General features: G+C 45.0%; 24 protein-coding genes. 11 read left to right on the top strand and 13 right to left on the bottom strand.

Translation table 11 applies throughout. The features are described from left to right. Both OH463_RS15695 and OH463_RS15690 read left to right on the top strand, forming a co-directional pair. Positions 1 to 196 (top strand): hypothetical protein (locus OH463_RS15695; protein ID WP_269991558.1); only part of this gene is annotated, 196 nt, incomplete at its 5' end. Positions 197 to 213: 17 nt separating this feature from the next. Continuing rightward, positions 214 to 1176: an integron integrase gene (locus tag OH463_RS15690; RefSeq protein WP_199450586.1), complete on the top strand. Its 963-nt coding sequence runs from the start codon at positions 214 to 216 to the stop codon at positions 1174 to 1176. Between the two features lie 60 nt (positions 1177 to 1236). Here the strand turns inward: OH463_RS15690 and OH463_RS15685 are convergent, their stop codons facing one another. The 8 genes from OH463_RS15685 to OH463_RS15650 form a co-directional block, all read right to left on the bottom strand. Next, complete coding sequence (locus OH463_RS15685; protein ID WP_269991557.1) at positions 1237 to 1710, bottom strand: DUF2947 domain-containing protein; 474 nt, start codon at positions 1708 to 1710, stop codon at positions 1237 to 1239. A 13-nt stretch (positions 1711 to 1723) separates the two neighbouring features. Next, on the bottom strand, positions 1724 to 2311 hold the full coding sequence (locus tag OH463_RS15680; protein ID WP_005445214.1) for an HD domain-containing protein: 588 nt from the start codon (positions 2309 to 2311) through the stop codon (positions 1724 to 1726). Further along, the gene (rimJ, locus tag OH463_RS15675; protein WP_005445212.1) at positions 2312 to 2896 is read right to left on the bottom strand and encodes a ribosomal protein S5-alanine N-acetyltransferase; all 585 of its coding nucleotides are present in this window, start codon (positions 2894 to 2896) and stop codon (positions 2312 to 2314) included. 64 nt (positions 2897 to 2960) lie between these two features. Continuing rightward, on the bottom strand, positions 2961 to 4505 hold the full coding sequence (tyrR, locus tag OH463_RS15670) for a transcriptional regulator TyrR (protein ID WP_009698366.1): 1545 nt from the start codon (positions 4503 to 4505) through the stop codon (positions 2961 to 2963). Between the two features lie 100 nt (positions 4506 to 4605). Then, the gene (locus OH463_RS15665; protein ID WP_269991556.1) at positions 4606 to 5646 is read right to left on the bottom strand and encodes a YcjF family protein; all 1041 of its coding nucleotides are present in this window, start codon (positions 5644 to 5646) and stop codon (positions 4606 to 4608) included. Further along, positions 5643 to 7019, bottom strand: a complete 1377-nt coding sequence (locus OH463_RS15660) for a YcjX family protein (RefSeq protein WP_009698368.1) — start codon at positions 7017 to 7019, stop codon at positions 5643 to 5645. The genes OH463_RS15665 and OH463_RS15660 overlap by 4 nt, the downstream gene beginning before the upstream one ends. A gap of 157 nt (positions 7020 to 7176) precedes the next feature. Then, positions 7177 to 7362 (bottom strand): hypothetical protein, encoded by a 186-nt coding sequence (locus tag OH463_RS15655; RefSeq protein ID WP_005433708.1) that lies wholly within the window; start codon positions 7360 to 7362, stop codon positions 7177 to 7179. Between the two features lie 223 nt (positions 7363 to 7585). Continuing rightward, positions 7586 to 9103: a fumarate hydratase gene (locus OH463_RS15650; protein ID WP_009698369.1), complete on the bottom strand. Its 1518-nt coding sequence runs from the start codon at positions 9101 to 9103 to the stop codon at positions 7586 to 7588. Between the two features lie 308 nt (positions 9104 to 9411). Between OH463_RS15650 and pabB the strand changes: the two genes are divergently transcribed. After that, positions 9412 to 10776, top strand: coding sequence for an aminodeoxychorismate synthase component I (pabB, locus tag OH463_RS15645; RefSeq protein WP_104411119.1), 1365 nt, complete (start codon positions 9412 to 9414; stop codon positions 10774 to 10776). Between the two features lie 79 nt (positions 10777 to 10855). On the opposite strand, the gene OH463_RS15640 is transcribed toward pabB, so the two are convergent. Both OH463_RS15640 and OH463_RS15635 read right to left on the bottom strand, forming a co-directional pair. Next, on the bottom strand, positions 10856 to 12556 hold the full coding sequence (locus OH463_RS15640; protein ID WP_038899419.1) for an ATP-binding protein: 1701 nt from the start codon (positions 12554 to 12556) through the stop codon (positions 10856 to 10858). A 6-nt stretch (positions 12557 to 12562) separates the two neighbouring features. Continuing rightward, positions 12563 to 13102, bottom strand: a complete 540-nt coding sequence (locus OH463_RS15635; RefSeq protein ID WP_009698373.1) for a heme NO-binding domain-containing protein — start codon at positions 13100 to 13102, stop codon at positions 12563 to 12565. 113 nt (positions 13103 to 13215) lie between these two features. On the opposite strand from OH463_RS15635, the gene OH463_RS15630 reads away from it, so the two are divergent. The 5 genes from OH463_RS15630 (at position 13216) to OH463_RS15610 (ending at position 19383) form a co-directional block, all read left to right on the top strand. Next, positions 13216 to 13815, top strand: coding sequence for a CoA pyrophosphatase (locus tag OH463_RS15630; RefSeq protein ID WP_005445194.1), 600 nt, complete (start codon positions 13216 to 13218; stop codon positions 13813 to 13815). A gap of 346 nt (positions 13816 to 14161) precedes the next feature. Next, positions 14162 to 15415 carry an aromatic amino acid transport family protein gene (locus tag OH463_RS15625; protein ID WP_005445192.1) on the top strand — a complete coding sequence of 418 codons (1254 nt, stop codon included), beginning with the start codon at positions 14162 to 14164 and terminating at the stop codon, positions 15413 to 15415. A 97-nt stretch (positions 15416 to 15512) separates the two neighbouring features. After that, complete coding sequence (locus tag OH463_RS15620; RefSeq protein WP_005445190.1) at positions 15513 to 16874, top strand: L-serine ammonia-lyase; 1362 nt, start codon at positions 15513 to 15515, stop codon at positions 16872 to 16874. A 218-nt stretch (positions 16875 to 17092) separates the two neighbouring features. After that, complete coding sequence (tpdA, locus tag OH463_RS15615; RefSeq protein WP_269991555.1) at positions 17093 to 18808, top strand: cyclic di-GMP phosphodiesterase TpdA; 1716 nt, start codon at positions 17093 to 17095, stop codon at positions 18806 to 18808. A 107-nt stretch (positions 18809 to 18915) separates the two neighbouring features. Further along, positions 18916 to 19383 (top strand): GNAT family N-acetyltransferase, encoded by a 468-nt coding sequence (locus OH463_RS15610; RefSeq protein ID WP_269991554.1) that lies wholly within the window; start codon positions 18916 to 18918, stop codon positions 19381 to 19383. Between the two features lie 60 nt (positions 19384 to 19443). On the opposite strand, the gene OH463_RS15605 is transcribed toward OH463_RS15610, so the two are convergent. Then, entirely contained in the window at positions 19444 to 19581 is a 138-nt protein-coding gene (locus OH463_RS15605) for a hypothetical protein (protein ID WP_005445182.1), read from the bottom strand. A 257-nt stretch (positions 19582 to 19838) separates the two neighbouring features. Here OH463_RS15605 and OH463_RS15600 point away from each other — a divergent pair, with 257 nt between their 5' ends. Continuing rightward, complete coding sequence (locus OH463_RS15600; RefSeq protein WP_005445181.1) at positions 19839 to 20627, top strand: response regulator transcription factor; 789 nt, start codon at positions 19839 to 19841, stop codon at positions 20625 to 20627. Between the two features lie 77 nt (positions 20628 to 20704). Here OH463_RS15600 and queD read toward each other — a convergent pair whose 3' ends face one another. Beyond that, positions 20705 to 21067, bottom strand: coding sequence for a 6-carboxytetrahydropterin synthase QueD (queD, locus tag OH463_RS15595; RefSeq protein WP_005376896.1), 363 nt, complete (start codon positions 21065 to 21067; stop codon positions 20705 to 20707). A 363-nt stretch (positions 21068 to 21430) separates the two neighbouring features. Here queD and OH463_RS15590 point away from each other — a divergent pair, with 363 nt between their 5' ends. Next, positions 21431 to 23056 (top strand): methyl-accepting chemotaxis protein, encoded by a 1626-nt coding sequence (locus OH463_RS15590; protein WP_269991553.1) that lies wholly within the window; start codon positions 21431 to 21433, stop codon positions 23054 to 23056. Between the two features lie 186 nt (positions 23057 to 23242). Beyond that, on the top strand, positions 23243 to 24643 hold the full coding sequence (gene asnS / locus OH463_RS15585; protein ID WP_005445169.1) for an asparagine--tRNA ligase: 1401 nt from the start codon (positions 23243 to 23245) through the stop codon (positions 24641 to 24643). A gap of 85 nt (positions 24644 to 24728) precedes the next feature. Here asnS and OH463_RS15580 read toward each other — a convergent pair whose 3' ends face one another. Next, positions 24729 to 25088: a hypothetical protein gene (locus OH463_RS15580; RefSeq protein WP_269991552.1), complete on the bottom strand. Its 360-nt coding sequence runs from the start codon at positions 25086 to 25088 to the stop codon at positions 24729 to 24731. Positions 25089 to 25112 lie beyond the last annotated feature (24 nt).

Raw genomic sequence — 25112 nt, 5'->3', positions numbered from 1 at the left:
TTTCTATACGGCTCTAAGCCATCTTTCAGGCACGCTACCGCCTTCTTTCATGCAAAAGAAAGTATGCATGCTAGCACTTATCTGCATGAAACAAATAGAAAATCAGTATGAATCTGTGTGCTCAACCACGCAATTAGACGGCGCAGGCGTGCCTAATTCGTTTAAGCACGCTAAATTAACAAAACTGTATAAATAGCCAGTTAAAATTAAACAATGAAAAGTCAGTTTTTACTCAGCGTGAAAGAGCATATGATCTCACGTCACTATGCCAAGAAGACCATAGAAGCCTACCTATTTTGGATAAAGCGATACATACATTTCCACCAGCTAGCCCACCCTTCGAAACTTTCTGAAGATGATGTTGAAGGCTTTCTTAGCCACCTCGCGATTGAAGAAAAAGTGGCAGTAAAAACGCAGGCTCTCGCATTAAATGCTATCTCTTTTTTATACCGTGAATACTTTCAAATGCCACTTTCATTAAACATGCGATTTCAAAAGTCAGTGGCTGAAATGAAATTGCCAGTGGTGTTAACAAGGAATGAAGTACGCCGCTTTGTTCGACATATTGATCCACGATATAAACTCCATATTCAATTGTTATATGGTTCAGGGCTTCGAGTCATGGAATGTCTCCGATTGCGGATTCAAGATATCGATTACGATTATGGAGCAATCAGAGTTTGGCAAGGAAAGGGGGGCAAGAACCGGACAGTGACACTGGCAAAAGAGTTACATGAACCATTAAAAGCACAAGTAAACTTAGCAAGAGATTATTACCAAAAAGATCGTCATGTGGCAGGTTATGCGGGTGTAAATATAGCCGATGGCTTAAGTCGAAAATATCCTGGAGCCGAGCTGGATTTTAATTGGCACTTCCTCTTCCCTTCCACCAAGTTAAATGTCGACAACGAAACAGGAGAGTTTAGGCGTCACCATATCAATGAAAGCGCGATACAAAGAGCAGTGAAGCGAGCCGCAAAAGATGCAAGCATAGAAAAGTCAGTCACTTGCCACACGCTCAGACACAGCTTTGCGACGCACTTACTCGAGTCCGGTGCAGATATACGCACGGTTCAGGAACAGCTTGGGCATTCCGATGTAAAAACCACACAAATATACACACATGTAATCGAGCGAGGTGCTGGCGGCGTATTGAGCCCTTTATCGAGCCTATAAAAAACAAAAGCCATCGAGTAAAACATCGGTGGCTTTAGCCATTTATGTGCAAAAGTCGTGCTAGTGGCGCTCTCCTAGCTTGACGTTTCCTTTGGAGTCAAACCACAGAGCTTGAGCGCGGCGACGACCAATCAAAATCGGACCATCGTCGTAGAACAAGAAATTCTTCCAGTGTTTTTTAAACGTTGACCACTTCGTCTCAATCACGTTGTACTTCTCATAGCAAAAGTACACGGTTACATCATCTTGCCAGTCAATAAACGTCGCTACTTCTTCTGGAAGTTCACGTTCATCAGCTTCCCAAGCAGCCATCCAATCGACTTCTTGTGACCAGTTAGACTCTTTCATTGGCCAGTCTGATGAGCTTAAACGATCTGCATCAGGGCTTTGCGCACTGATGTTCTCTTTCCAGAACTGCGCGGCGCGAGCTTGACTCATTGGTTTGATAAACTCAAGGTCTTCTTCCGGCACTGGCATTGACTGGTGAGTAAAAATCCATTTTCTTTGGTATTCATCCAAAGGCAAATAAGACATTCAGTCTCCTTTCTTACGACTTCAACCAACCGTTCTCGGTGGCATCTTCAATCAGTTCTTTAGCCTTGTCCCATAATGTGACAGAGCCAAATTCAATTCTTTTATTGATGGTTAACGCTTGCTCTCGCGTCACCCCATTTTCTTTCCAACTTTGACCATCATTGTGGTAGTTGAGCAACATTGGAATAAGGCGGTCTAACGCCTTAGCGTATTTAGCATCATTACTTTGCGCGGCTTCAAATTCATGCCACAGAGCGAGCAGTTCTTCACCTTGATCGCTTGGTAACATACCAAACAAACGCTGAGCCGCTCTGAACTCTTTCTCTTCTTGCTCTTTAGACGCTGCAACATCATAAACAAAGGTATCGCCCGCGTCGATCTCTACAACATCATGAATAAGCAGCATTTTCATCACACGCGCAATATCAACTGGAGCATTAGCGTGCTCTTGCATTAAAACAGCCATTAGCGCAACGTGCCAGCTGTGCTCACCGCTATTTTCCAGACGTCCATCAGCGCTTTTTACTCGAGTGCGTCGAAGTACGCTTTTCAGTTGGTCTAGTTCTATCAAAAGCGCTAACTGCTTTTCCAGCCTTTCCATCTATCGAGCCTCTGCATTCCAATTCGGGTTAGTCAGCGATGTCAGCACATGATCTTGCCACTCACCGTTGATCAACAAATAATCCTTTGCGTAACCTTCTCTTTCAAATCCGACATGTTGCAAAACAGCTTCACTTCGCGTGTTATGCGGCATGTAGCCAGCTTGAATGCGATGTAACTTTTGTACATCAAACATATAGTCGCATGCCATTTTCAACGCGCGGCGCATATAGCCATTTCCTTGCGCATCTTCAGCAAGAGAGTAACCCACATTACAGGCATAAAATGGGAAACGGGTCAGGTTACTGAAAGAGAGCGTCCCGAGCATTTTACCTGATTCAGCATGAACGAGTAGGCAGTAGTAGCCCAACCCCAATCTATGCAGCTCGTTCAGTTTTATCAACTTTTGTAGCCAGCCGTTGACAGAGTAAAATGCCTCTTCACGTTTTGGTTCAAAAGGCGCTAAATACTCTCGGTTTGTCTGAAAATACGCCGCAATCATATCGGCATCACCAATTTCTGCGGTACGTAGAAGCAAGTCGCCGTCCAACTTGTGAACGGCGATTGAGGAGCTTTTATCTTCCATTACGAATGACAACTTCCATTTAATTTCGGATTAATTTTCGGATAGCCCAGTTTGTACGAATACCCTAGCTTTTACGAATACCATAATCACGCAACTTGTTCGCGATAGAGGTATGAGAGACATTCAATCGCTTGGCAAGCTTACGGCTTGATGGGAAAGATTGATACAAACGCTCTAAAATCTGCGATTCGTAATCACGCATGATCTCATCCAATGATCCATCAAGGTTCAAGGTTGCGCTACCTCCGCCCATTGCTTGCGGTTGAGGCAGATTAAAGTTATCCGCTTTTAGCAAATGACCTTCCATCTCAGTCAGCGCGCGAAGCACCATGTTATCTAACTGACGCATGTTACCGGGCCACTGGTAATTTGCTAACGCATCAACAAGTTCATCATCGAGTTCTGGTTTATCGATACCAAGCTGCTGAGCATGTTTTGTGACAAACAAATCCAGCAATGGTGCAACATCGTTCGAGCGTTTACGCAGCGGCGGGATGTTCAACGTTAGAACGTTGAGACGATAATACAAATCTTCACGGAACTTACCTGCTTCGGCAAGTTCGGCTAGGTTGTGCTTGGTTGAGGCAATAATACGCACATCAACATGCATCTCATCTTCTGCACCAACACGACGGAAGTTTCCATCTTGTAAAAAGCGAAGTAGTTTGATTTGTAAGTGCGCACTCATCTCGCCTATCTCGTCGAGAAAAACGGTGCCGCCATTGGCTTGCTCAAAAATACCTTTATGCCCTTGCTCATGATTAAACGAGCCAGGTGCATGACCAAATAACTCGGTCTCCGCAACATCGTCCGGCATCGACGCACAACTCAGCACCATAAATGGCTTGCTCGCGCGTCCAGATCGGCTATGACATGCTTTTGCCAGCATTTCTTTGCCAGTACCAGTTTCACCCTCAATCAATAGGGGTTGGTCAAGCACTGACAGTTTTTTCGCTTGGTTCATCAACGCCTTATGGCGATTCGATAAACCAACAAAATGCTCGAATCCTAACTGGTTATGCAATGGCAGAGTTTCTTCTATCTGCACACCTTGCTGGCTAGAGCGAATAGTCATCAACGTACTAGCAAGAGTTGAGTTTTGCGCTTCGTCTTTAATGTAAACAGGCATCAACTCAAGAATGTAGTCCAAACCATCAATCACTAAGCTTTCACGAGTGCGGGCATTAACGCCTTCCGACCAACGAGAAAAACGCACACTCGGTAACAAAACTCCGATTTGAGTGCCAATCACATCTTGTTTGTGCTGACCAAGTAGAGACAATGCTGACATGTTCGCCATATCTACCGCACCTTTGAGGTCGATGGCAAAGACAGGATCTGGAAGATTATCTACCAAAGAGAGCAACTCAGTATTGTGGCGCTCCATTGGCATAAATTGGATTTTACGTACGTCTTTGACCCCCGGTATACGGCGGATTTCTGCCATTAGTTCGCTAAAGGTATCAAAATCAATATCAGGGCAGTTTAGGTAAATGATGCCACTAATATCAATTTCGATACCACGTAAATCGATGCTTTTAGACGCTAAAATATCGAGCAGTTCTCGGGTAAGACCGAGTCTATCTTCACAAAAGACTTCAAGACGCACTGAAAATATCCCAAATCACAACTGTCAGGAAAAGTTGACAGTAGTTTCTACCAAGCTTGGAATGGCGTCAAGTAATCCTCACCGTCAAAGGTGACATTGATTACGGTTTCATCGTGATTGATGCAACTTTCGCCACCACTTCTTTGCGAATCGCACCTAGTTTCACCTGACGCTCCGGATACCAAGGTAATGGACGAAGCAGTGCCATCGATTTGAGCCCTAGGCGCGCAGTCAAAATACCCACACCCAAACCCTGCCCTGCTCGCGCAGAGACTTTTCCAGCTAAATCCATCGACATCAGATCCATACTGGCATCAATCGCGAGCTCACTGGCACCTGCTGCTGCCATGTTAACGAACACTGCACGTAGCAGTTTGATGCGTGAAGCATACCCCAGCTCAACGCCATACACCTTCGAAAGATTATCGATCATTTTGAAGTTACGCCATGCCACCAGCAACATATCAGCGGCTGCTAATGGGCTCACAGCCACCAAAGCGGCAGATTCAGTTGCATGTTGCGAAACAATTTTGGTTGCGAGCTTGTCTTGCTGACTCACGACCATGGAATCATACATGTCTAGAATTTCGGCATCACTATGAGCTGGGTTTACGCTGTTTTTCCAACGATCAAACCCCGGGTTTTCTGCCAACACGCCGCTTTGCTCCGCCACTTTTTCACAAAAGGCTTTGCCCTTACCGACGCTTTGGCTATCAATAAGCCCTTCGCTTTCTTCCTGCACACTAAAATGATTGCGAAGTTTACGCAGCTTCCATAGCTCTTTGCCTAGTGCACCCAAACCAAAAGAAGCGATAGTAGTGACAAAGCCAGCCCAGCCAAGAGCAAGCCAATCAGCAGTTTGTACTGCGGTAACGACAGAATCGACCGCCTGCCAACCAACTAAACCGGCAAAGGTTGCAAAGAGCCCCGTTGTCAGCCATTTGCGACCCACTCTCGGGCGAATGACATGTTCAAGCTGTAACTCTTGTTCTGTTTCATCCTGTTGCTCTTCAATCGCCACAGGTACGAAGGTTTCTTTTTCTGAAAACGTCTTTTGAGCCGTCAACTCAGGAGAAACACTCTCTTGATCACTTTGCATCACTTTTTCTGAGAAGACTTGTTTTTGTTTTAGTTCACTCATTTCAATTTGTCTCCCAATAGGTATTCCAATGCTTTGTCTAGGCGAATGTGTTTCATCGGCTCATCCGTTTCTGAAGGCATTGGACGGAAAGAAGTAAAATCAAAGCCACTGTTTTGCCAATAAGCGGTATTCGGCAGCTTCTTAGGGACTTCTCCCGGGAACATCGTCATTGGCTCCCCTTTTAACGTCGTGCCTTGCAGCGCGGGGACGGTTTTATCTCCGGAGGCAATAAAGCCTGACATGGTCGCTTGAATCGACGCAATGCTCATGCAGCTCATTTCAATGTTCTCGTACGCTGCGGTTTGCCATGCTGGGTGGACCATTTGCTGTAACAATGACACTAAGTGAGGGTGCTGATCTGGGGTCACGTGATCCGCTTTCGTCGCAGCAAACAGAACTCTGTCGATCTTTGGTGAGAACAAACGACGCAAGAAGCTACTGCGCCCATACCGGAAGCTATGCATGATCTGTTCAAGCGCTTGGCGCATATCATAAAAAGCTTCATCACCCGCATTAAGTGGCTGCAAGCAGTCGACCAGTACGATCTGTCGATCGAAAGTAGCAAAATGATGTTTGTAAAACGCTTTGACGACCTTTTGCTGGTATTCATGGTAACGCGCTTCTAGCATCGCGAGGTTACTGCCTTTAGAAGGCTTTACCCCTTCGTCAACTCGACACGGGAAAAACTGCAGCACTGGCGCACCAGCAAGCTCACCCGGTAAAACAAATCGACCAGGTTGCACCCAGTGTAGCCCTGAGTCTTTACAAGCATGCAAATAATCTGTGTATGCGTTAGCAACCTGCTCAAGCTGTTTTTCACTGGCTTCTGCATTCAAATCCACAGAATCAAGCGCCTCTAACCAAGGGTTGGCAAGCTCAAGACGCTGACCTTTTAGCGCATCAAACTGGGTACGAGACCAGCTTGCAAAATCCATATCAAGCAAAGGTAAATCAAGAAGCCACTCACCCGGGTAGTCAATGATATCGACGTTCAATACCGCGGTTTTGCTCAGCAGCTTTTTAGTGGTTTTGTTCGGTTTATATTTGAGTGCAAGACGAATTTCGCTCACGTCACGAGTCGGCACCGGCCATTGGGGAGGTGTAGCATGAATTTGACTCATTGCTTCGTCATAGGCAAAACGTGGCACCATCATGTTCGTTTGTGGTTCACGTTTAGCCCCAATCAGGCGCTTATCACGGGCCGCATTAAGCAGTGGCAAATTATCGTGTGTCGCAGTGTGCAGCAGTTGATTGACTAAAGAAGTAATAAAGGCGGTTTTCCCCGCTCGAGATAACCCAGTCACGGCGATTCGGACATTGGCGTCCATACCACGGCTGATAAAGTCATTCACTTCTTGCGTTATTCTTTTCATACTTTTTATTTATCTCATCAATTTCTGCTACGCAGTGTAATTTTACCAACCTTAATCAAAGATGAACAAAGTATTCACGGCAAAATCTGACGTTTAAAAACGCAAAAGCCTCTGAGAATTTCAGAGGCTTCGGGGATCTTGATAACCAGTTTACACTCTAATCGTCTTCGATAAGCTTGTAGATAACAAACAGTGCAATCTCCAAAATCAACCACAAGACACAAGTGATGGTGACGTATTTTTCATCGAAGATACTGATGCCGTGAAGGATCAAGTCGTAGCCCACAAAGCTACCGATCACAACCGCAAGGACTATTTGTAGAATTTGAATAAAACGAGGCATGCCGTCTCCTAATCATGGTCAGCATAACAACAAAATTTGTTATGCCTATAAGTTTATATCTGATTATATAGACAAAAAGTGCAGCTTTCGCTGCACTTTTGTCAAATGTTTGCTAGGTAAATCAGCACTTTGTCACATTCTCTCGATTGAGACGCCTGCGCCTCGCCGAGTCAGACTCCGCATGACACAAACCTTGTGACCTGACAAATTAGCAACTCGTGTCTTACGCTTCCATCTCTTGGATTTTCACTTTCCACGTATCTGGACCAATTTGGTGCGCATTTACACCATTCGAGTCCACTGCCACGGTAACTGGCATGTCTTCAACTTCGAATTCGTAAATTGCTTCCATACCCAAATCTTCAAACGCCACAACGCGTGCTTTTTTGATCGCCTTCGCAACCAAGTAAGCCGCTCCACCTACCGCCATGAGATAAACGGCTTTGTGGTTTTTGATTGACTCAACCGTAGCTGGACCACGCTCGGCTTTACCTATCATACCCATAATGCCCGTTTGCTCTAGCATCATGTCAGTAAACTTATCCATTCGCGTGGAGGTTGTTGGACCTGCAGGACCAACAACTTCATCACCCACTGCATCAACCGGACCAACGTAGTAGATGAACTTACCCTTAAGATCGACACCTTCTGGTAGACCTTCTCCCGCCTCTAGCATGCCTTGGATACGTTTATGTGCCGCATCACGACCAGTAAGGATTTTGCCAGACAGCAGAACGGTTTCACCCGTTTTCCACTCTTGGACTTCTTCTTTGGTGACCGTATCAAGATTAACGCGACGTGTGTTCTCGCCTGCTTCCCAAGTAATGTCTGGCCAATCTTCCAGTTTTGGCGGCGTCAACTCTGCCGGTCCCTTGCCATCAAGAGTGAAATGCACGTGGCGTGTCGCTGCACAGTTCGGGATCAAGCACACAGGTTTCGAAGCGGCGTGAGTCGGTGCAGTTTTGATTTTCACATCAACAACTGTCGTTAAACCGCCTAAGCCTTGAGCACCGATGCCAAGTTTGTTTACACGATTGAAGATATCAAGACGAAGCTCTTCTTCCGCATTTTGAGGACCACGGTCAATCAACTCTTGAATGTCGATGTGTTCCATTAGAGATTCTTTTGCCAGTACCGCTGCTTTTTCTGCAGTGCCGCCGATACCAATGCCAAGCATACCAGGAGGACACCAGCCAGCGCCCATAGCTGGTAGCGTTTTCTCTACCCATTCTGCAATGTCATCTGACGGGTTCAACATGACCATCTTAGTTTTGTTCTCAGAACCGCCACCTTTCGCAGCAATTTGAATTTCAACTTTGTCTCCAGGCACCATATTAATGTGCACGACTGCTGGCGTGTTGTCTTTGGTATTGATTCGCTTACCAGCAGGGTCCATAAGAACCGAGGCACGCAATGGGTTGTCTGGGTTTGTGTAAGCCTGTCGGACACCCTCATCCACCATTTGTTGTACCGTCATATCGGTCGAGTCCCACTGGACGCCCATGCCGATGTTCACGAAACAAGTCACGATCCCCGTGTCCTGACAGATAGGTCGATGACCTTCCGCCGACATACGAGAGTTAATTAGGATCTGAGCGATGGCGTCTTTTGCCGCCTGGCTCTCTTCACGGTGGTAGGCTTTTTCAAGGGCTTGAACAAAGTCTAGCGGGTGGTAGTAAGAAATATACTGTAGCGCATCAGCAACACTGCTGATGACATCCTGCGTGCGTATTACCGTCATTGCATGCCTCATTATTGTTATGCTTTGCTTCCATTATTGGCTTGGCTTCAATCGTGTTTGTTGAGCTTATTGCTCTTGATGAGCTTTGTTTTTATAAACGTTTATTTTTAAACCATGTTTTATAAACAATTGTCGAACGGCTGATATCGACACACGAGTAAATGAAGTCGCCTTCTTTTATAGTAAAACCACCTCCAAGCCTTTGTATAGAGGTAGTTTGGCTATACAAGGGTTTATGATACTCTTGCTGCCCATGACATGCCATGCAGTGAATGAACTCTTTGTCACAATTTAAACAAATGAACAACATGGATACGCAATTGCTTGATTTTAAGGCATTGGATTACGCCAACGACCTCGCTCTTTCGCTATTTTCCCGTATTGAAAGCCAACCTTGGGCGATGCTTTTACGCTCTGCCTCGCAGACGCACATCGATAGCCGGTTCGACGTATTAGTCGCAAACCCAATCGCTACCCTTGAGACAGTGAGCAGTGACACACAAATCACCACATCAAACGAAAACTACGTTTCCCAAGATGACCCATTTTCTTTGCTAGAAGACCTTCAGCAGCGGCTACTACCACAGGTTGAAGCTGACACGAAATGGGATGTACCGTTTGTCGGTGGCGCACTGGGTTACTTCAGCTACGATTTAGGTCGTCGAGTCGAATCCATGCCTAATCTGGCAGACAAAGATTTGCGTACTCCAGACATGGCTGTAGGCTTGTATGAATGGGCGCTGATCGTTGACCACAAGCTAAACAAGGCGTGTATGGTCGGCAGAAACATCGAGCAAGCATGGCAATGGCTCAATGCGCAATCGAGCGCGGATGTTGAAGACTTCAAGCTGATTAGCGACTGGCAATCCAATATGACGCAAGCGTCCTACGCTTCTCGTTTTGAGCGTGTGCAACAGTACCTACTGAGCGGCGACTGCTACCAAATTAACTTAGCACAACGTTTTAACGCCGCCTATCAAGGCAGTGAATGGCAAGCTTACAAAAAACTGGAAGAAGCAAATCAAGCGCCTTTTTCCGCGTTCATTCGTATGCCTAAATCAGCGATTATTAGCGTGTCACCAGAGCGTTTTCTAGAGCTTAAAGATAACGTTATTGAAACCAAACCGATCAAAGGCACTCGTCCTCGCAGTCAAAATCCACATCAAGATTCCGCCAACGCGTTTGATTTACAGACCGCAGAGAAAGACCAAGCAGAGAACTTGATGATAGTCGACTTACTTCGCAACGATATTGGTCGGGTCGCGGCACCAGGTAGCGTACATGTACCGAAGCTATTTGATATTGAGAGCTTTCCCGCAGTGCATCATTTAGTGAGCACCATTCGGGCCAACTTAGATATTCGCTACTGCGCTGCAGATCTGCTTCGCGCATGTTTTCCCGGCGGTTCGATCACTGGTGCGCCGAAAGTACGGGCAATGCAAATCATTGAAGAGTTAGAACCTCATCGACGCAACGCTTATTGTGGCAGTATTGGTTATATTTCCCGTCATGGGCGTATGGACACCAGTATTACAATCCGCACTTTGGTCGCAGAAGACAAACGGCTCTACGCATGGGCTGGTGGCGGTGTGGTCGCAGACAGTGACTGCGCTGCAGAATATCAAGAGACTCTGGATAAGCTCTCTAAGATACTACCAGCGCTCAAATCATGAGCAAAAAACCTCAATCGAAATAAACAAAGCGGCACTGCAACATAACCGTGCCGCTTCTCTTTATATGTTCTCGTGCTCTCTATTCGTCTAACCACTTACACATCATCTGCTCAATATCCGCAGCAGTATATGGTTTGGTTAGGATGTCATCCATCCCAGACTCCACGCACTTTTGTCTTTCCTCAAGGGTGGTGCCTGCTGTTAGTGCAATAATCGGTCTGTGAAAGCCATTTTCACGAAGGTGTACCGTTGCTTCATAGCCATCCATTTCCGGCATCCGACAATCCATAAAGATCAATTCGTAATCTTTCTCTTTCACCGCATCAAGCGCTTCTAACCCGTTGTTTTTCAAATCTGGAGTAATATCGAGCTTTTTCAGCATTTGAGTCACAATCACTTGGTTCATGCGAATATCATCCACCACCAATACGGAACGCCCGGACAGGTCTATCTGATGACCAATTAAAACATCGCCAGCCGCTCTGCCCTGTGCTTGCCCTTGTTTCAGTGGCAATTTGACTTTAAAAATAGTGCCCTTGCGCGGCTCACTGACAAAGCTGATTTCGCCGTCCATCAAATCGACCAAATTCTTACAAATCGCAAGTCCAAGCCCAGAGCCTTCAAAACTTCGCTTGGTAGAGCGGTCGGCTTGCACAAAGGGGTCAAATAAAGCTTGTTGCGCTTCTAGCGGGATACCAATCCCAGTATCTTCCACTTCAAACAGAGCGTAGCCATCGCTCCATTCGACACGAAGCACCACACCTCCAAGATTGGTAAACTTAATCGCATTACCAATCAAATTGACCAGAATTTGCGTAATACGTTCAAAGTCTCCAATCAAGTACTCTGGAATACCCAACTTCTTATCAATAGAAAAGTGAATGCGCTTTTCCGCAGCTTTGGCTGCAAATACGCCGGTCAAAGCATTTTCTAGGTCTTTCCAAGCAAATACTTTGTTTATGATTTCCATCATACCCGCATTCATCTTACTGAAATCGAGCAAGTCGTTAATAATAACGCGTAGCAAATCGCCTGATTGACTTAGATTACCAAGGTATTGAAGCTGCTCTTCCTCCAAGGGGGTTTTACTTAACAGCTCCGCGCTGCCGAGCACACCATTTAATGGCGTTCGCAACTCATGGTTAATCATGGCAACGAATTCTTTGGTCGCCTTTTCCGATGCTTCGGCACGCTTACGTAATTCAACTTCGCGTTCTAGGCTCAAGTGACGGCTAATAACGCCATGAACTAAATCAGACACTAATACCATTTGCTTGGAAATGAATTCTTGGTCAACTTGTTCAAGATCCACGGAAAACACAAGCTCGCCTAAAATCATTGAATCGATAATAATCGGCAGGTAAAGCTTCTGCGCTTGCCAGCGAGGCTTGGCATCGATGGGCGCATCATGAGCAAGATTAAGATGACCAAATTGATGACGACGCAACGAAGATAAATGCGTATCGCTCAAATACAGGTACGCACCCGACACAACTGAATTAGATGTCAGTTGCTCCAAAAAGCTGGCAATCATGGTTTCATCAAAGGTACTAGAAAGGAAGGTACGACCAAACTTAATCAACGTGGCATCGATTTGCTCTTCAAACTCAAACTTGCGCAAGTCGTGCTCTGACTGCATTTCCAGCTTTTTTAAGGCTACGCTCAGTTGCTGATTCGCCTCGTACAACTCTAAGCTTTTTTGCTCCAACAGTGTTTCTGCTGCTTTTCGCGATGCCACTTCTCGTTTGAGTTTCCTTTCTAATGAGGAACTTCCTGTCATATTGCCTTATTGAGCCTCCAGCCAAAAACGAACTTGGCTTCCATCTTGCGACTGATTTTGGTGCTTAATGATCACCGTTTCATCAAAGTGGGTAGCACATCCTTTAATTAACCCCACACACACATGCGCCATGCAGCGCGCACTCCGATAATCGAACACCATCTCCGATTGAGTTTCACTGATAAAGTCAAATTGCGGTGGATTGGCATCTGGATAAAGCTTTTTCACTTCCACGTGAATAAAGTCTTCCACATGACGCACAAATTGAAACGTAGTGGAGCATTGCTGCAAGCTGGCATGGTTTGGGATTGATTTGAGCAGGTTTTGAAACACACACTCACCAAACACTTCTTGTAACTGCTCCGGTGGAATGTTGGATATTTTGCTGAGGTTGACAATTAACTTGACCAAATCACGATGATCATAACTGCCGACCGAGGTGTAGATGCCTTCATCATTAGACAAGTCGAGCACTTGGTCCAAAACTTCCAGACCAAACTTCTCTTCCACTAACTCCATGAACTCTGTGAAAATAATCCCTTTCATCGTCTTCAACTAACCTTATAGTGACGCCTTAAAATAAAGAATGGTGTATAAAGGTATAACTTTCAAATTAATATGCTTCAGCACACAGGTGTTTTCAGTAAAAGGATTGAGCATTGGTTATTGATAAATCGACATTACTGCAGAACTTCCAACTGCAAATGCCCACAGGCTATCATCGTGAGTCTTTGGGACGCTTAGCGCACTTAGAATCATTGAAGTTGAGAGAAGCGGCCGTATTGATTGGCTTTGTCGAACGTGAACAAGGTCTGCAAGTGATTTTGACCAAGCGTGCCGAGCACTTAAAGCATCATCCAGGGCAAATCAGTTTTCCTGGGGGCAAATTTGAAGATGACGATCAAGTACTTGTAAATACCGCCCTTAGAGAAGCAGAAGAGGAAATTGGTATTCATCAAACAGATATAAGGGTGTTTGGTCAGTTGCCCAAGCTACCTACTATTAGCCAGTTTAATGTGACGCCATTTTTAGCCTTTGTCTCACCAGACTATTCGACTCAGATCGACCCAAACGAAGTCGCCGAGGTTTTTGAGGTGCCAGCAGATCATATTTTGAATCCAAAAAAGCTTTACAGTACAAAATTCAAACTAAAAAACACCAGTCACCGTGTGTTTGCAATCCCCTATCAACAGCATTTCATTTGGGGAATGACAGCACAAATTATCGAATCGATGCAAAAACACATCATTTCTAACTAACTGTCTTATCAATGATAATCTTGCTTCTATAGCAAACATCATGTGCATCAATATTAATAAAAGGTTATTTTTCAAACATTCGTTCACATTAGTTTAATTTGGATTTTATATCGCAAACGCTTGCGGTGAGATAAATTTATACAATTGCCCCTTCAGATAAGTTTTTCTAATTTTACTCATTAGCAATAATCACGTGTAGCACGCCGTTTTCGTGATAAAAAGCAGGTTTTTGACATATCATTCAATAAGCTCGAGCAATACATGATTTAGATCTAATTTTCCTAGTGCAAAATCTTGCAAAATTGCTCCCGACTTATTTCCTGTTCCCAAAATGAGTAACTCAAAAATGAATACAACTACTTCTGCGGCTTCGACCGCACAATCGTCTAGTAAGTTTTCTTACAAAGACTTCACTTGGTGTCTGTCCCTGTTTGGTACAGCAGTAGGTGCAGGTGTACTTTTCCTTCCTATTAAAGCAGGTGCTGGCGGTTTCTGGCCATTAGTTATCCTAGCGCTAATCGCGGCACCAATGACTTGGTTCGCACACAAATCTCTCGCTCGTTTCGTACTTTCTGCGAAAAACCCTGAAGCGGACATCACTGACACAGTAGAAGAGCACTTCGGTAAAACTGGCGCAAACCTTATTACTTTTGCCTACTTCTTCGCTATCTACCCAATCGTACTTATCTACGGTGTTGGTATCACAAACACAGTTGACTCTTTCCTAGTCAACCAAATGGGTATGGAATCTATTCCTCGCTGGCTACTGTCTGGTGCACTTATCGCAGCAATGACAGCAGGTGTAGTATTTGGTAAAGAACTAATGCTGAAAGCAACATCAGCAATGGTTTACCCACTAGTATTTATCCTACTAGCACTTTCTTTCTACCTAATTCCTGATTGGAATACATCAATGATGGAAGTATCACCAAACTGGGGCGAAATGCCGACCATCGTTTGGCTAGCAATTCCAATCATCGTATTCTCTTTCAACCACAGCCCAATCATTTCTCAGTTCTCTAAAGAACAACGTCGTGTATACGGTGATGACGCAGTGAAGAAAACTGACGCTATCACTGGTGGCGCAGCAATGATGCTTATGGGTTTTGTAATGTTCTTCGTATTCTCTGTAGTACTTTCTCTATCTCCAGAGCAACTAGCATCTGCGCAAGAACAAAACATCTCAGTACTGTCTTACCTAGCTAACGTTCATGAGTCTCCACTTATTTCTTACATGGGTCCTCTAGTAGCGTTTGCAGCGATCACTTCTAGCTACTTTGGTCACTTCCTTGGTGCGCACGAAGGTCTAGTAGGTCTAATCAAATCTCGCTCTCAAACTCCTGTCAGCAAGATTGAAAAAGTATCGCTACTGTTCATCGTAATCACAACTTGGATCGTTGCTATCGTTAACCCAAGCATCCTAGGCATGATTGAAACAATGGGTGCACCGATGATCGCGGCAATCCTATTCTTGATGCCTGTATTCGCAATGCAGAAAGTACCAGCAATGGCGAAGTACAAAACTTCAGCACCTGTACAGATTTTCACAGCAATCTGTGGTCTTGCGGCAATTAGTTCTGTAATCTACGGCGCTCTTTAATCACAGCTGCTTTATTTAGCGTGATTAATCCAAGAATATAACGATAATAAAAAGCCTCCCAACTCCCCTTGGGAGGCTTTGTTCTGAGGTAATCGATATGATTAGTGTTTTTGACATCTATAAAATCGGTGTTGGTCCTTCAAGCTCACACACTGTAGGTCCAATGAAAGCGGGTAAAGAATTTATTGATGATCTTCGTGCAATGGGAAAACTGCGCGACATCACTAAAATCACCGTTGACGTTTATGGTTCACTATCACTGACAGGGAAAGGTCACCACACGGATATCGCGATCATCATGGGTCTTGCAGGCAACTCCCCTGAGAAAGTAGATATCGACTCTATTCCGGGCTTTATCGCTCGCGTAGAAGAAACTGAGCGCCTACCTGTTGGCATGCACTGTCATACAGTATCTTTCCCGAAAGATGGTGGTATGAACTTCCATACTACTAACCTTGAGCTACACGAAAACGGCATGCAGATCCACGCTTGGATCGATGACGAAAAAGTATACTCAAAGACTTACTACTCTATCGGCGGTGGTTTCATCGTTGATGAAGAGAATTTCGGTAAAGAAGTAGAGAACCCTATCAAGGTTCCTTACGAATACACAACGGCAGAAGAGTTAGTTCACCAGTGTAAAGAAAGCGGTCTTTCTATCAGCGCACTTGTGATGAAAAACGAACACTCTCTGCACTCTGATGAAGAGACTCGTACATACTTCGCAAACATCTGGCGCACAATGCGCGAATGTATGGATCGCGGTATGAACGAAGAAGGTATTCTGCCTGGTCCACTACGCGTACCTCGTCGTGCAGCAGCACTTCGTCAGCAACTGCTTACTTCTGAAAAGACAACTAACGATCCAATGTCGGTTGTTGACTGGGTAAACATGTTCGCTTTCGCAGTAAACGAAGAAAACGCTGCCGGTGGTCGCGTTGTTACAGCACCAACGAACGGTGCGTGTGGCATCATCCCGGCGGTACTGGCTTACTACGATAAGTTCATCCAGACAGTAACTGAAAAAGATTACATCCGTTACTTTGCGGCTTCTGGTGCAATCGGTGGTCTTTACAAGCGCAATGCATCTATCTCTGGTGCAGAAGTTGGTTGTCAGGGCGAAGTTGGCGTAGCGTGTTCGATGGCTGCAGCTGGTCTTGCTGAGCTGATGGGTGGTAGCCCTGAGCAAGTATGTATGGCAGCAGAAATTGCGATGGAACACAACCTAGGTCTAACTTGTGACCCTGTAGCGGGTCAGGTTCAGGTTCCATGTATCGAGCGTAACGGCATCGCGGCAGTAAAAGCGATCAACTCAACTCGTATGGCACTGCGTCGCTCATCTGCACCTACGGTTTCTCTGGATAAGGTTATCGAAACCATGCTAGAGACCGGTAAGGACATGAACGCAAAATACCGTGAGACATCTCAAGGCGGTCTAGCAATCAAAGTGATTTGCTAATCCTCCCCTCTCAATTGAAAAGCCCGAGCACATTGCTCGGGCTTTTTTTTCGTTTCTGCTTTCTTAATCCACCGAAATACAACTAGATTGAGCTTTATAAAAAAATCTAAAATGGTCACTATATCCAGAAGTTTAGGATATGCCCGTAGAAGGTCACATACCTGATACATCAATATTGATAACGTATTCAAAAAATTAATCCTGGAGCGCAATAACACATGATTAGGTTTGAACTCGGAAACCAAATCTGCGTTTGCCTGACCGAAAAAGAACTTTCACTACAGCTCAATCATTCCATCCACTCTTCTATTCCTGTAAACCGAATCGAATATTTGATCCTTAGCACCATCGCCGCTTTTGGCAGCCTAAACGCGCCTATTAGCCAGAGGAAAATCGAAAAGAAGTTATCAGCGCAACATCATTTGATGTTGCCGGAAAATGGATTTAAGAACGCTGTTGCGTCGGTACGAAAGAAGTTCAGGCAACTGACAAAGAATCACGTAGAGGCACCTAAGTCTCTGATCGAAAACATCCACCGAAAGGGATATTTTGTGCCATACGATAGCCAACATGCGCAAAAAGACGGACTTCTGCAGCAAGCGCGGATCCATCAACAAGCGACACACAGCATAAGAAGAGCAATAGGCATCTGCTTACGCAGTCGTGCGCTGTACTTGAATCTACTGTTTTTTCTCGTTTTTACTATCATCTTGTATGTTGCGATTTGCTTTTACGCAATCAGTACGATTGTCAGGCAAAACTATTTTGATGATGCGATGGACTTTGCCCATGATCTGGCACAGCGTAGCTGCTTTGAGCATGAAGACCGCTTACGTGGTTTGTTCGATAATATCCAACTGGTCGAGTCCGCCTTAATGACGGACAAACACAATATTCGTTGTTTGGTGACACCAGAAGCCGTCGTGCCGGTCAACGAGAGAGACCGCAACCTTTGGCTCAATAACGAAAGTTACACCACGCATTCATTTTTCTTTGACGGCGCAGAAGTGTTGGTGCGAGTGAAAAACATCAATCTAGCGAATAGCATAGAGAGCCACATGTCGCGGATGTTTTTGTCGGGAATGAAAGTGTGTACTAACACCGGTACAGCGCTCGAAATTGGCGATACCCAGGGCAACTCGTTTTTATATAACGTCAATGATAACGGCTACAAAGAGATCTATTACGTATCCGGACCGATCACAAGCATCCTTGTTTTGAGCTTTATACTAATGTTTATTGCCAGGCATAAAAAGCTGCGTTCGCTGGTCTCCTACCTATGGGCAATTCGTCAGTTCACCTTAAAGCTTGAACCTATTCATAACACATCAAATCGGCAAAATATTCACTATGAGGTACTGTCACGTTTTAAAGTTAAAAACACTCAGCGATTTATTGAACGTTTGATTGCCAATGGCTTACTGATCAATCACACCTTACTGGTGATAAAAAACGTCTATGGCGACGCAAAGTCATTACTCGCCCCTCTCAGCATCAACGTATGTCCTTCTCTTCTCATTGGGCGCAATTTTACGCGTCTTTATCGTCAGTTGTCCCAGTTAGACTGTACACTGCTAACCATTGAGATCACGGAAAATGCCTCGATGTATTACACGCGCGAGATATTTGACAACATCAGTAAGCTCAAACAGCTTGGTTGTAAAATCAGCATTGACGACTTTGGTACTGGGAATAACAATGTTGAGCTGATTAGCCACATTACTCCGAATTACCTGAAAATTGACCGTCTGTTTGTCATGAACTTAAAGCAAGACGACAAAAAGGTTGAAACTCTGCGCCAGCTAATCGCGATGGGACACACTTACCACTGCACAGTGATCGTAGAAGGTGTTGAAACTGCAGAATGCGCGCATCTACTCACCACTCTTGGCGCGCACATCCATCAAGGGTTTTATTACCCATTGTGCCGCTAGCGGCTTCTATTTATTGACAAAATCTGCACATAACCAGATTGCGTACTTTTTATATCCACAACTATAATGGCGGTATCGACTTTACCGCCTCTAAATAGATTCAGCACATGATCGCTATTAAACCAGCCAAGCTGAAAGATTTTGCCAGCTTGATGCAAATGGATGTGCACGACGATCAAAAAGGATTTTTCAAGCCCTTTGAACAGGCTTACCAACAACGCGCCAAATCGGAAGTGTTTTACACCATATTCCACGACTATTTGACTGTGGGGTATTTGGTGATTGATAAAGCATTTGCTCAACATGCGCCTTTTGCTAAACGTCATGAACTTGGGTTGACCTACCTCATGATTGATAAACGCTTTCAGCGTCAAGGGATAGGCAAAGCGACGCTGCAAAAGTTGATGGTGTATGGTTACGCTATTGATGCCGAAAGCAACTCGATATGTGCGACGATCATCAGCACCAACCAAGCGGCGATCAAACTGTTTGAGACAACTGGGTTTGAAAATACGCAAAAGACCATTTACGACGCTCAAGGTAAAGCGCTGATCATGCGCCATGCATTGAGTTAAGTCGAAAACAAACCACCGAAATAAAAAATGGGCAGTCTATATTGGACTGCCCATTTCACTTTAAACTGCCATGACTTCAGCTTGCCAGCCATAGCCAATGTATTCTTTCGCCAATTCTTCGGCAACAAACGTCGATACTACGACTTCCACCCACATGCTATGTGATCCCGCGCGATAACGCAGTTTCATCATCTTCATTGTACACCTCTCCGCAAGGTGAAAGAGGCTTAACTTGCTCGCCATTCACCCAAATGATAATAAAAAATGACCGTATCCATGCAGTTGGAGCCCTTTGCCCATACGTGCGTGAACTCTCTCCTTGAGATAAAATGGATACCGTATATGTGATTCGAAAAACTTCGAATTATTGCGGGAGCAATTTTGCAAAATGATAGGGCAAGGGTGTAGAGTAAAAATACTGCATTTATAAAAAACGATAAGATGGGCCAACTTTTATGGGCAGTGATATAGGTAACACCACCAAATCCACCAGTTTTGATGCGTTGATGATACGCCAAGCAAAGCTTTTAACGTCCGCACATGCTGACGAATGTGAAAGCTACCTCAAGCAGTTTATGCTAGAAGCCATGGAGTGGTTTGAAATCGATCGTATGACAATGTTTCCCAACTCCATGCTGTTTTTCAATCAAGGGAAAACGCTTTCTGTTGCTCGCGAGCCACACCAAGTTCTGACGACTAAGCAAGTCGGGGTCGAAGATGGCGAACGCTACCTGCGCTTAATTGGTAATTCTGAGAAAACCCAGTTTTTCGATAAAAACGCTTTAGCCAACAGTGATGTAGTGGTATTGCGCATGCTGTCAGCACAAGGCGCGTGTTGCCATTACACTATTCCACTCGTCCAATTTGGTCAGCGCTGGGGCGGTCTCTCTTTTACTCTCTTTGGTAGCAACAGTTGCGGCTTATCCGAAAGCCAGCTTGAACAGGTTAGCTTCATCTCTCATATGTGGCTGTCCTTTTGGCAACATTCAAAGCTACATCGTAGTTTGCACCGTCCAGACATGAAAACCGACCAAGAAAATCACCGCATGCTACGTTTGAGTCACCGTCAATGTGACGTGCTGGGTTTGCTGGCTAAAGGATTATCAGCAAAAGAAATTGCCACAGAACTCAATCTAAGCCCAAGAACGATCGAATCTCATAAATATCGATTGCTAGACATGCTAGAGCTGGATAGTCATGCAGATTTAGTTCAGTTTGCACTGAGAAATGGCATAGGCTATTAAACGCCCACTAATAAATTCTTGATAAAGAAAAAGGCAAGCCGTTTGGCTTGCCTTTCTTGTATGCATGCAGAAGACGATTACTCACCTTTGTAAATACAACCTGCGGTACACGTCTCTTTGATCTCTACTTTACTAAGCAGAGGTAAGCTTGGCTTAAGTTGTTGCCAAATCCATTTTGCTAGAACTTCGCTGGTTGGGTTTTCCAGACCTTCAATGTCGTTCAAATAGTAATGGTCGAGACGGTTGTAGATAGGTTTGAATGCGGCTTTGATTTCAGCAAAATCTACAACCCAACCTGTATGAGGGTCTACTTCACCTTCTACATAAAGACGAACAAGGAAAGAGTGTCCATGTAAGCGTCCACACTTATGACCTTCAGGTACGTGTGGCAAGTGGTGTGCCGCTTCGAACATAAACTCTTTGTACAATTCTGTTTTCATCTTGATTCTCAAGCTTTAAAAAGACACGCAATACTAAGGAATTCACCCTTTAATGACAACCTTTATCAATAGCGCCCGCTATGAATAGCAAGGCAAACGATAAAGCAGTAAATCATGACGTATTGAAATTGAAAACGCAGGCGCCATTATCTAACCAAGTAGAAAATTTTTGGCATTAAAAGATCTTAAAAAAACACCGTGCCGTTTTTTTGTCACCACGTCAAAGTTTTGATTACACACCACTTACATCACATTTACATAACCACAAAATGTTTGGGGTCACATTCAGTTAGCCAATTCATCGCTCAAGTGCAACTAACCTCTTAATATTGTGGGGTTCGTTCCAATAACACTTATAAAAATATGCGCTCAACTATTACCTTTAAACTCCTACTCGCCCTGATCGCCGTGTTCACTTGTGTTCTTGCCGTGTCCACTGGGTATCAGTACTACCAACAAAAAACACTTATTAATGATGTACTAAGCGAACAGTTACACGACAAAGCCAGTAACTACTTCGACAGCTTAAACATGATGATGCTGACAGGCACGATGTCGCAGAAAGAGACACTACGACAAAAAGCGCTGGCACAGGAAGGCATTGAACAAGTACGCGTGTTGCGTGCCGATGCCGTGTCAAAGTTTTATGGTCAAGGGCAAACCAACCAACAACCTCTCGACGACATCGATCAACGGGCACTGAGCGGGGAATTGGTCATTGAACCCATCAGTGCTGAATGGGGTAAGGGCTTGGTCGTCGCTCTACCAATGAAATCAAGTGAGGACTATCGAGGCACAAATTGCGTGTCCTGCCATATTGCACCTGAGGGCGAAGTGCTTGGTGCTATTCGTCTTGAATACAACATGAGTCACGTCAACACGCTGATTAACAAGCAAGCCGTATTTGCGATGGGGATCATGTCAGTGATCGCATTTGTTGGCTTCCTCATCACTATGGGACTCATCCGAAAAATCATCGTCCGCCCTATTCAAAATACATCACGCTTTATGTCTAACGTTAGTGCCAGTAAAGATCTCTCCAAGCGTCTGTCGGGCACGCAAAATGATGAAGTCGGTCAATTGTCGGATTCCATCAATTCGTTTATGGATACGGTGTCAGAGAGTTTAGAACGCGTTCGAGATACCTCCCACTCTCTTGCAGACTCAGCAGGAAGGCTGACTGATGTAGCTCAATCGACCGATGAAGCTGCTGATAATCAACAAGTCGAAACCAATGAAGTGCAAACCAATATTACCGATATGCTTGAGCAACAAAGCGTGGTGGAGCAAGCGACAGTCGATGCGACAACCTTAGTTAACCATACCGTTGACGTTGCAACCACCAGCGCAGGTCAAGCCCATCATGTCAGCGAAGACATCAAGCACCTTGTGACCGATATTGATAAAGTGCGTGAGAACATTGCGACGTTAAACCAACAAACTGATGAAGTATCATCAATTCTTGGCGTGATAAAAGGCATCGCTGAGCAAACCAATTTATTGGCGCTTAACGCCGCTATTGAAGCCGCCCGAGCCGGAGATCAAGGTCGTGGTTTTGCGGTAGTTGCCGATGAAGTGCGCAATCTTGCCTCTCGCACCGCCGAAGCCACCAGTAATATTGAGACGATTATTTCTCAGTTCCAACAAGGCAGCGAAGAGTCGTTAACCTCGGTCGATACAGTGTGCGAGTTTGCTCATCAGCGCTCAGTAGATGTCGAAGCATTGTCACAGACCATGCGCAATGTGGTCGATGAGATGCATCAAGTACTTAAACACGCTGAAAATATCCAACATCAGACACTAACAACATCTGGGGTAAGCAAGCACATCCAAAGCAAAGTTGACACCATTACCTTACACGCAAACGAGACCTCACAATCGGCATCGCACACTCGCGAGATCAGTGTCGATCTGGAACATCTTTCAGAGCGTTTGGAGTCATTACTTAGCCAATTTACCCTTTCAGAGAGAGCGCAAGAGAATAAATAAGGAAATTCTCTCCTTCAAATTGAATATAAAGGTTGAAGCTGACGATTTGACAGGTAATATGTTTCGTTGAATCTAAAAAATTCTATCCAACTCAACACTTCGCTTGTTTTTTAAACAATTTTGTTGTGAGACAGGCACTTTTAAGTGTTGAGTTGAATTTTTACCTCAATGGAGAATATTGAAAACATGACTTACGCGCCTGTATCAGACGTTTTGAAAGGTCAGCTAGCAGTAGACAGTGAAGTAACTGTTCGTGGCTGGATCCGTTCACGTCGTGATTCCAAAGCTGGAATCTCTTTCCTTGCCATTTATGACGGCTCTTGTTTCGACCCGATTCAGGCCGTGGTCCCTAATAATCTTAATAATTACGACAACGAAGTACTTAAGCTAACGACTGGCTGCTCTGTTGAAGTAACTGGTAAGATTGTTGCCTCTCCTGCGAAAGGTCAAGACTTCGAACTAGCAGCAACTGACGTTAAAGTTGTTGGCTGGGTTGAAGATGCTGACACTTACCCAATGGCAAAAACTCGTCACTCTATCGAGTACCTACGCGAAGTAGCTCACCTACGTCCACGCACAAACGTGATTGGTGCAGTAGCACGCGTACGTAACTGCCTATCTCAAGCAATCCACCGCTTCTACCACGAGCAAGGTTACTTCTGGGTATCAGCGCCATTGATCACAGCTTCTGACGCAGAAGGTGCTGGTGAAATGTTCCGCGTATCTACGCTAGACATGGAAAACCTGCCTCGCACTGACGATGGTAAAGTTGACTACAACGAAGACTTCTTCGGTAAAGAGACGTTCCTAACGGTATCTGGTCAGCTAAACGCAGAAGCTTACGCTTGTGCACTAAGCAAAGTTTACACGTTTGGTCCTACTTTCCGTGCTGAAAACTCAAACACAAGCCGCCACCTAGCGGAATTCTGGATGGTTGAGCCTGAAGTTGCGTTCGCAGAACTAGACGACGTTGCAAAATTGGCTGAAGACATGCTGAAGTTTGTATTCAAAGCCGTTCTTGAAGAATGTCGTGATGACCTTGAGTTCTTTGCTCAACGTATCGACAAAGAAGCAATTACTCGCCTAGAGCAGTTTGTCTCTTCTGACTTCGCACAAGTTGACTACACAGACGCGATCCAAATCCTGCTTGATTCTGGTCGTGAATTCGAATTCCCAGTTGAATGGGGTATCGATATGTCTTCTGAGCATGAGCGCTTCCTTGCTGAAGAACACTTCAAAGCACCTGTAATCGTTAAGAACTACCCGAAAGACATCAAAGCATTCTACATGCGTGCTAACGATGACGGTAAAACAGTCGCAGCGATGGATGTACTAGCACCAGGCATCGGCGAAATCATCGGTGGTTCTCAACGTGAAGAGCGTCTCGACATCCTAGATGCACGTATGCGTGAAGTGGGTATCGATCCTGAGCACATGAGCTGGTACCGCGACCTACGTCGTTACGGCACAGTGCCACACGCAGGCTTCGGTCTAGGCTTTGAGCGTCTAGTATCTTACGTAACAGGTATGGGCAACGTTCGTGACGTGATCCCATTCCCACGTACTCCTCGCTCTGCGAACTTCTAATCACCTAGAGTGATACAGAATTAAAAAGACCTCCCAAGTGGAGGTCTTTTAGTTTGTGGCAGTTTCATCGTTTCTGTTATTTCAACTATTTCAGCGTCACACTCATTGCATTGTCGTTAACCGCACCAATCATGAGTGGCTTACCTACGTCACCCTCTTTGATTAACACTTGTGTGTTCACACTAGAGCTAGAATGCTGGGTTTTACTTTCTTGCATAGCAACAACGTCAACGAGGTAGCCCGACGACTGTTTTCTCACAAAGCCAGAAAAATCAACCTGCTCTTGATTATTGTTGATTTGGGCTTCGAACTGTTCGTTGGCTTGTATTTGAGCAACAAGCTCCGACTTTCCGTAGTGTAAGATCACCGATTCGGGCTCATCACCTTGATTAGCCGTGCAACCAAAAGTGATAGCAGACAGTGCCAGTAGCCATGCATGTTTCATAGTGTTTATTCCTAACTTCTATCT

This window comes from Vibrio sp. NFR, assembly GCF_027587095.1.
In the GTDB taxonomy this organism is placed as follows: domain Bacteria; phylum Pseudomonadota; class Gammaproteobacteria; order Enterobacterales; family Vibrionaceae; genus Vibrio; species Vibrio harveyi.
The sequence above is the reverse complement of the archived record's forward strand: the minus strand, read 5'-3'. Positions and strand labels throughout refer to the sequence as shown.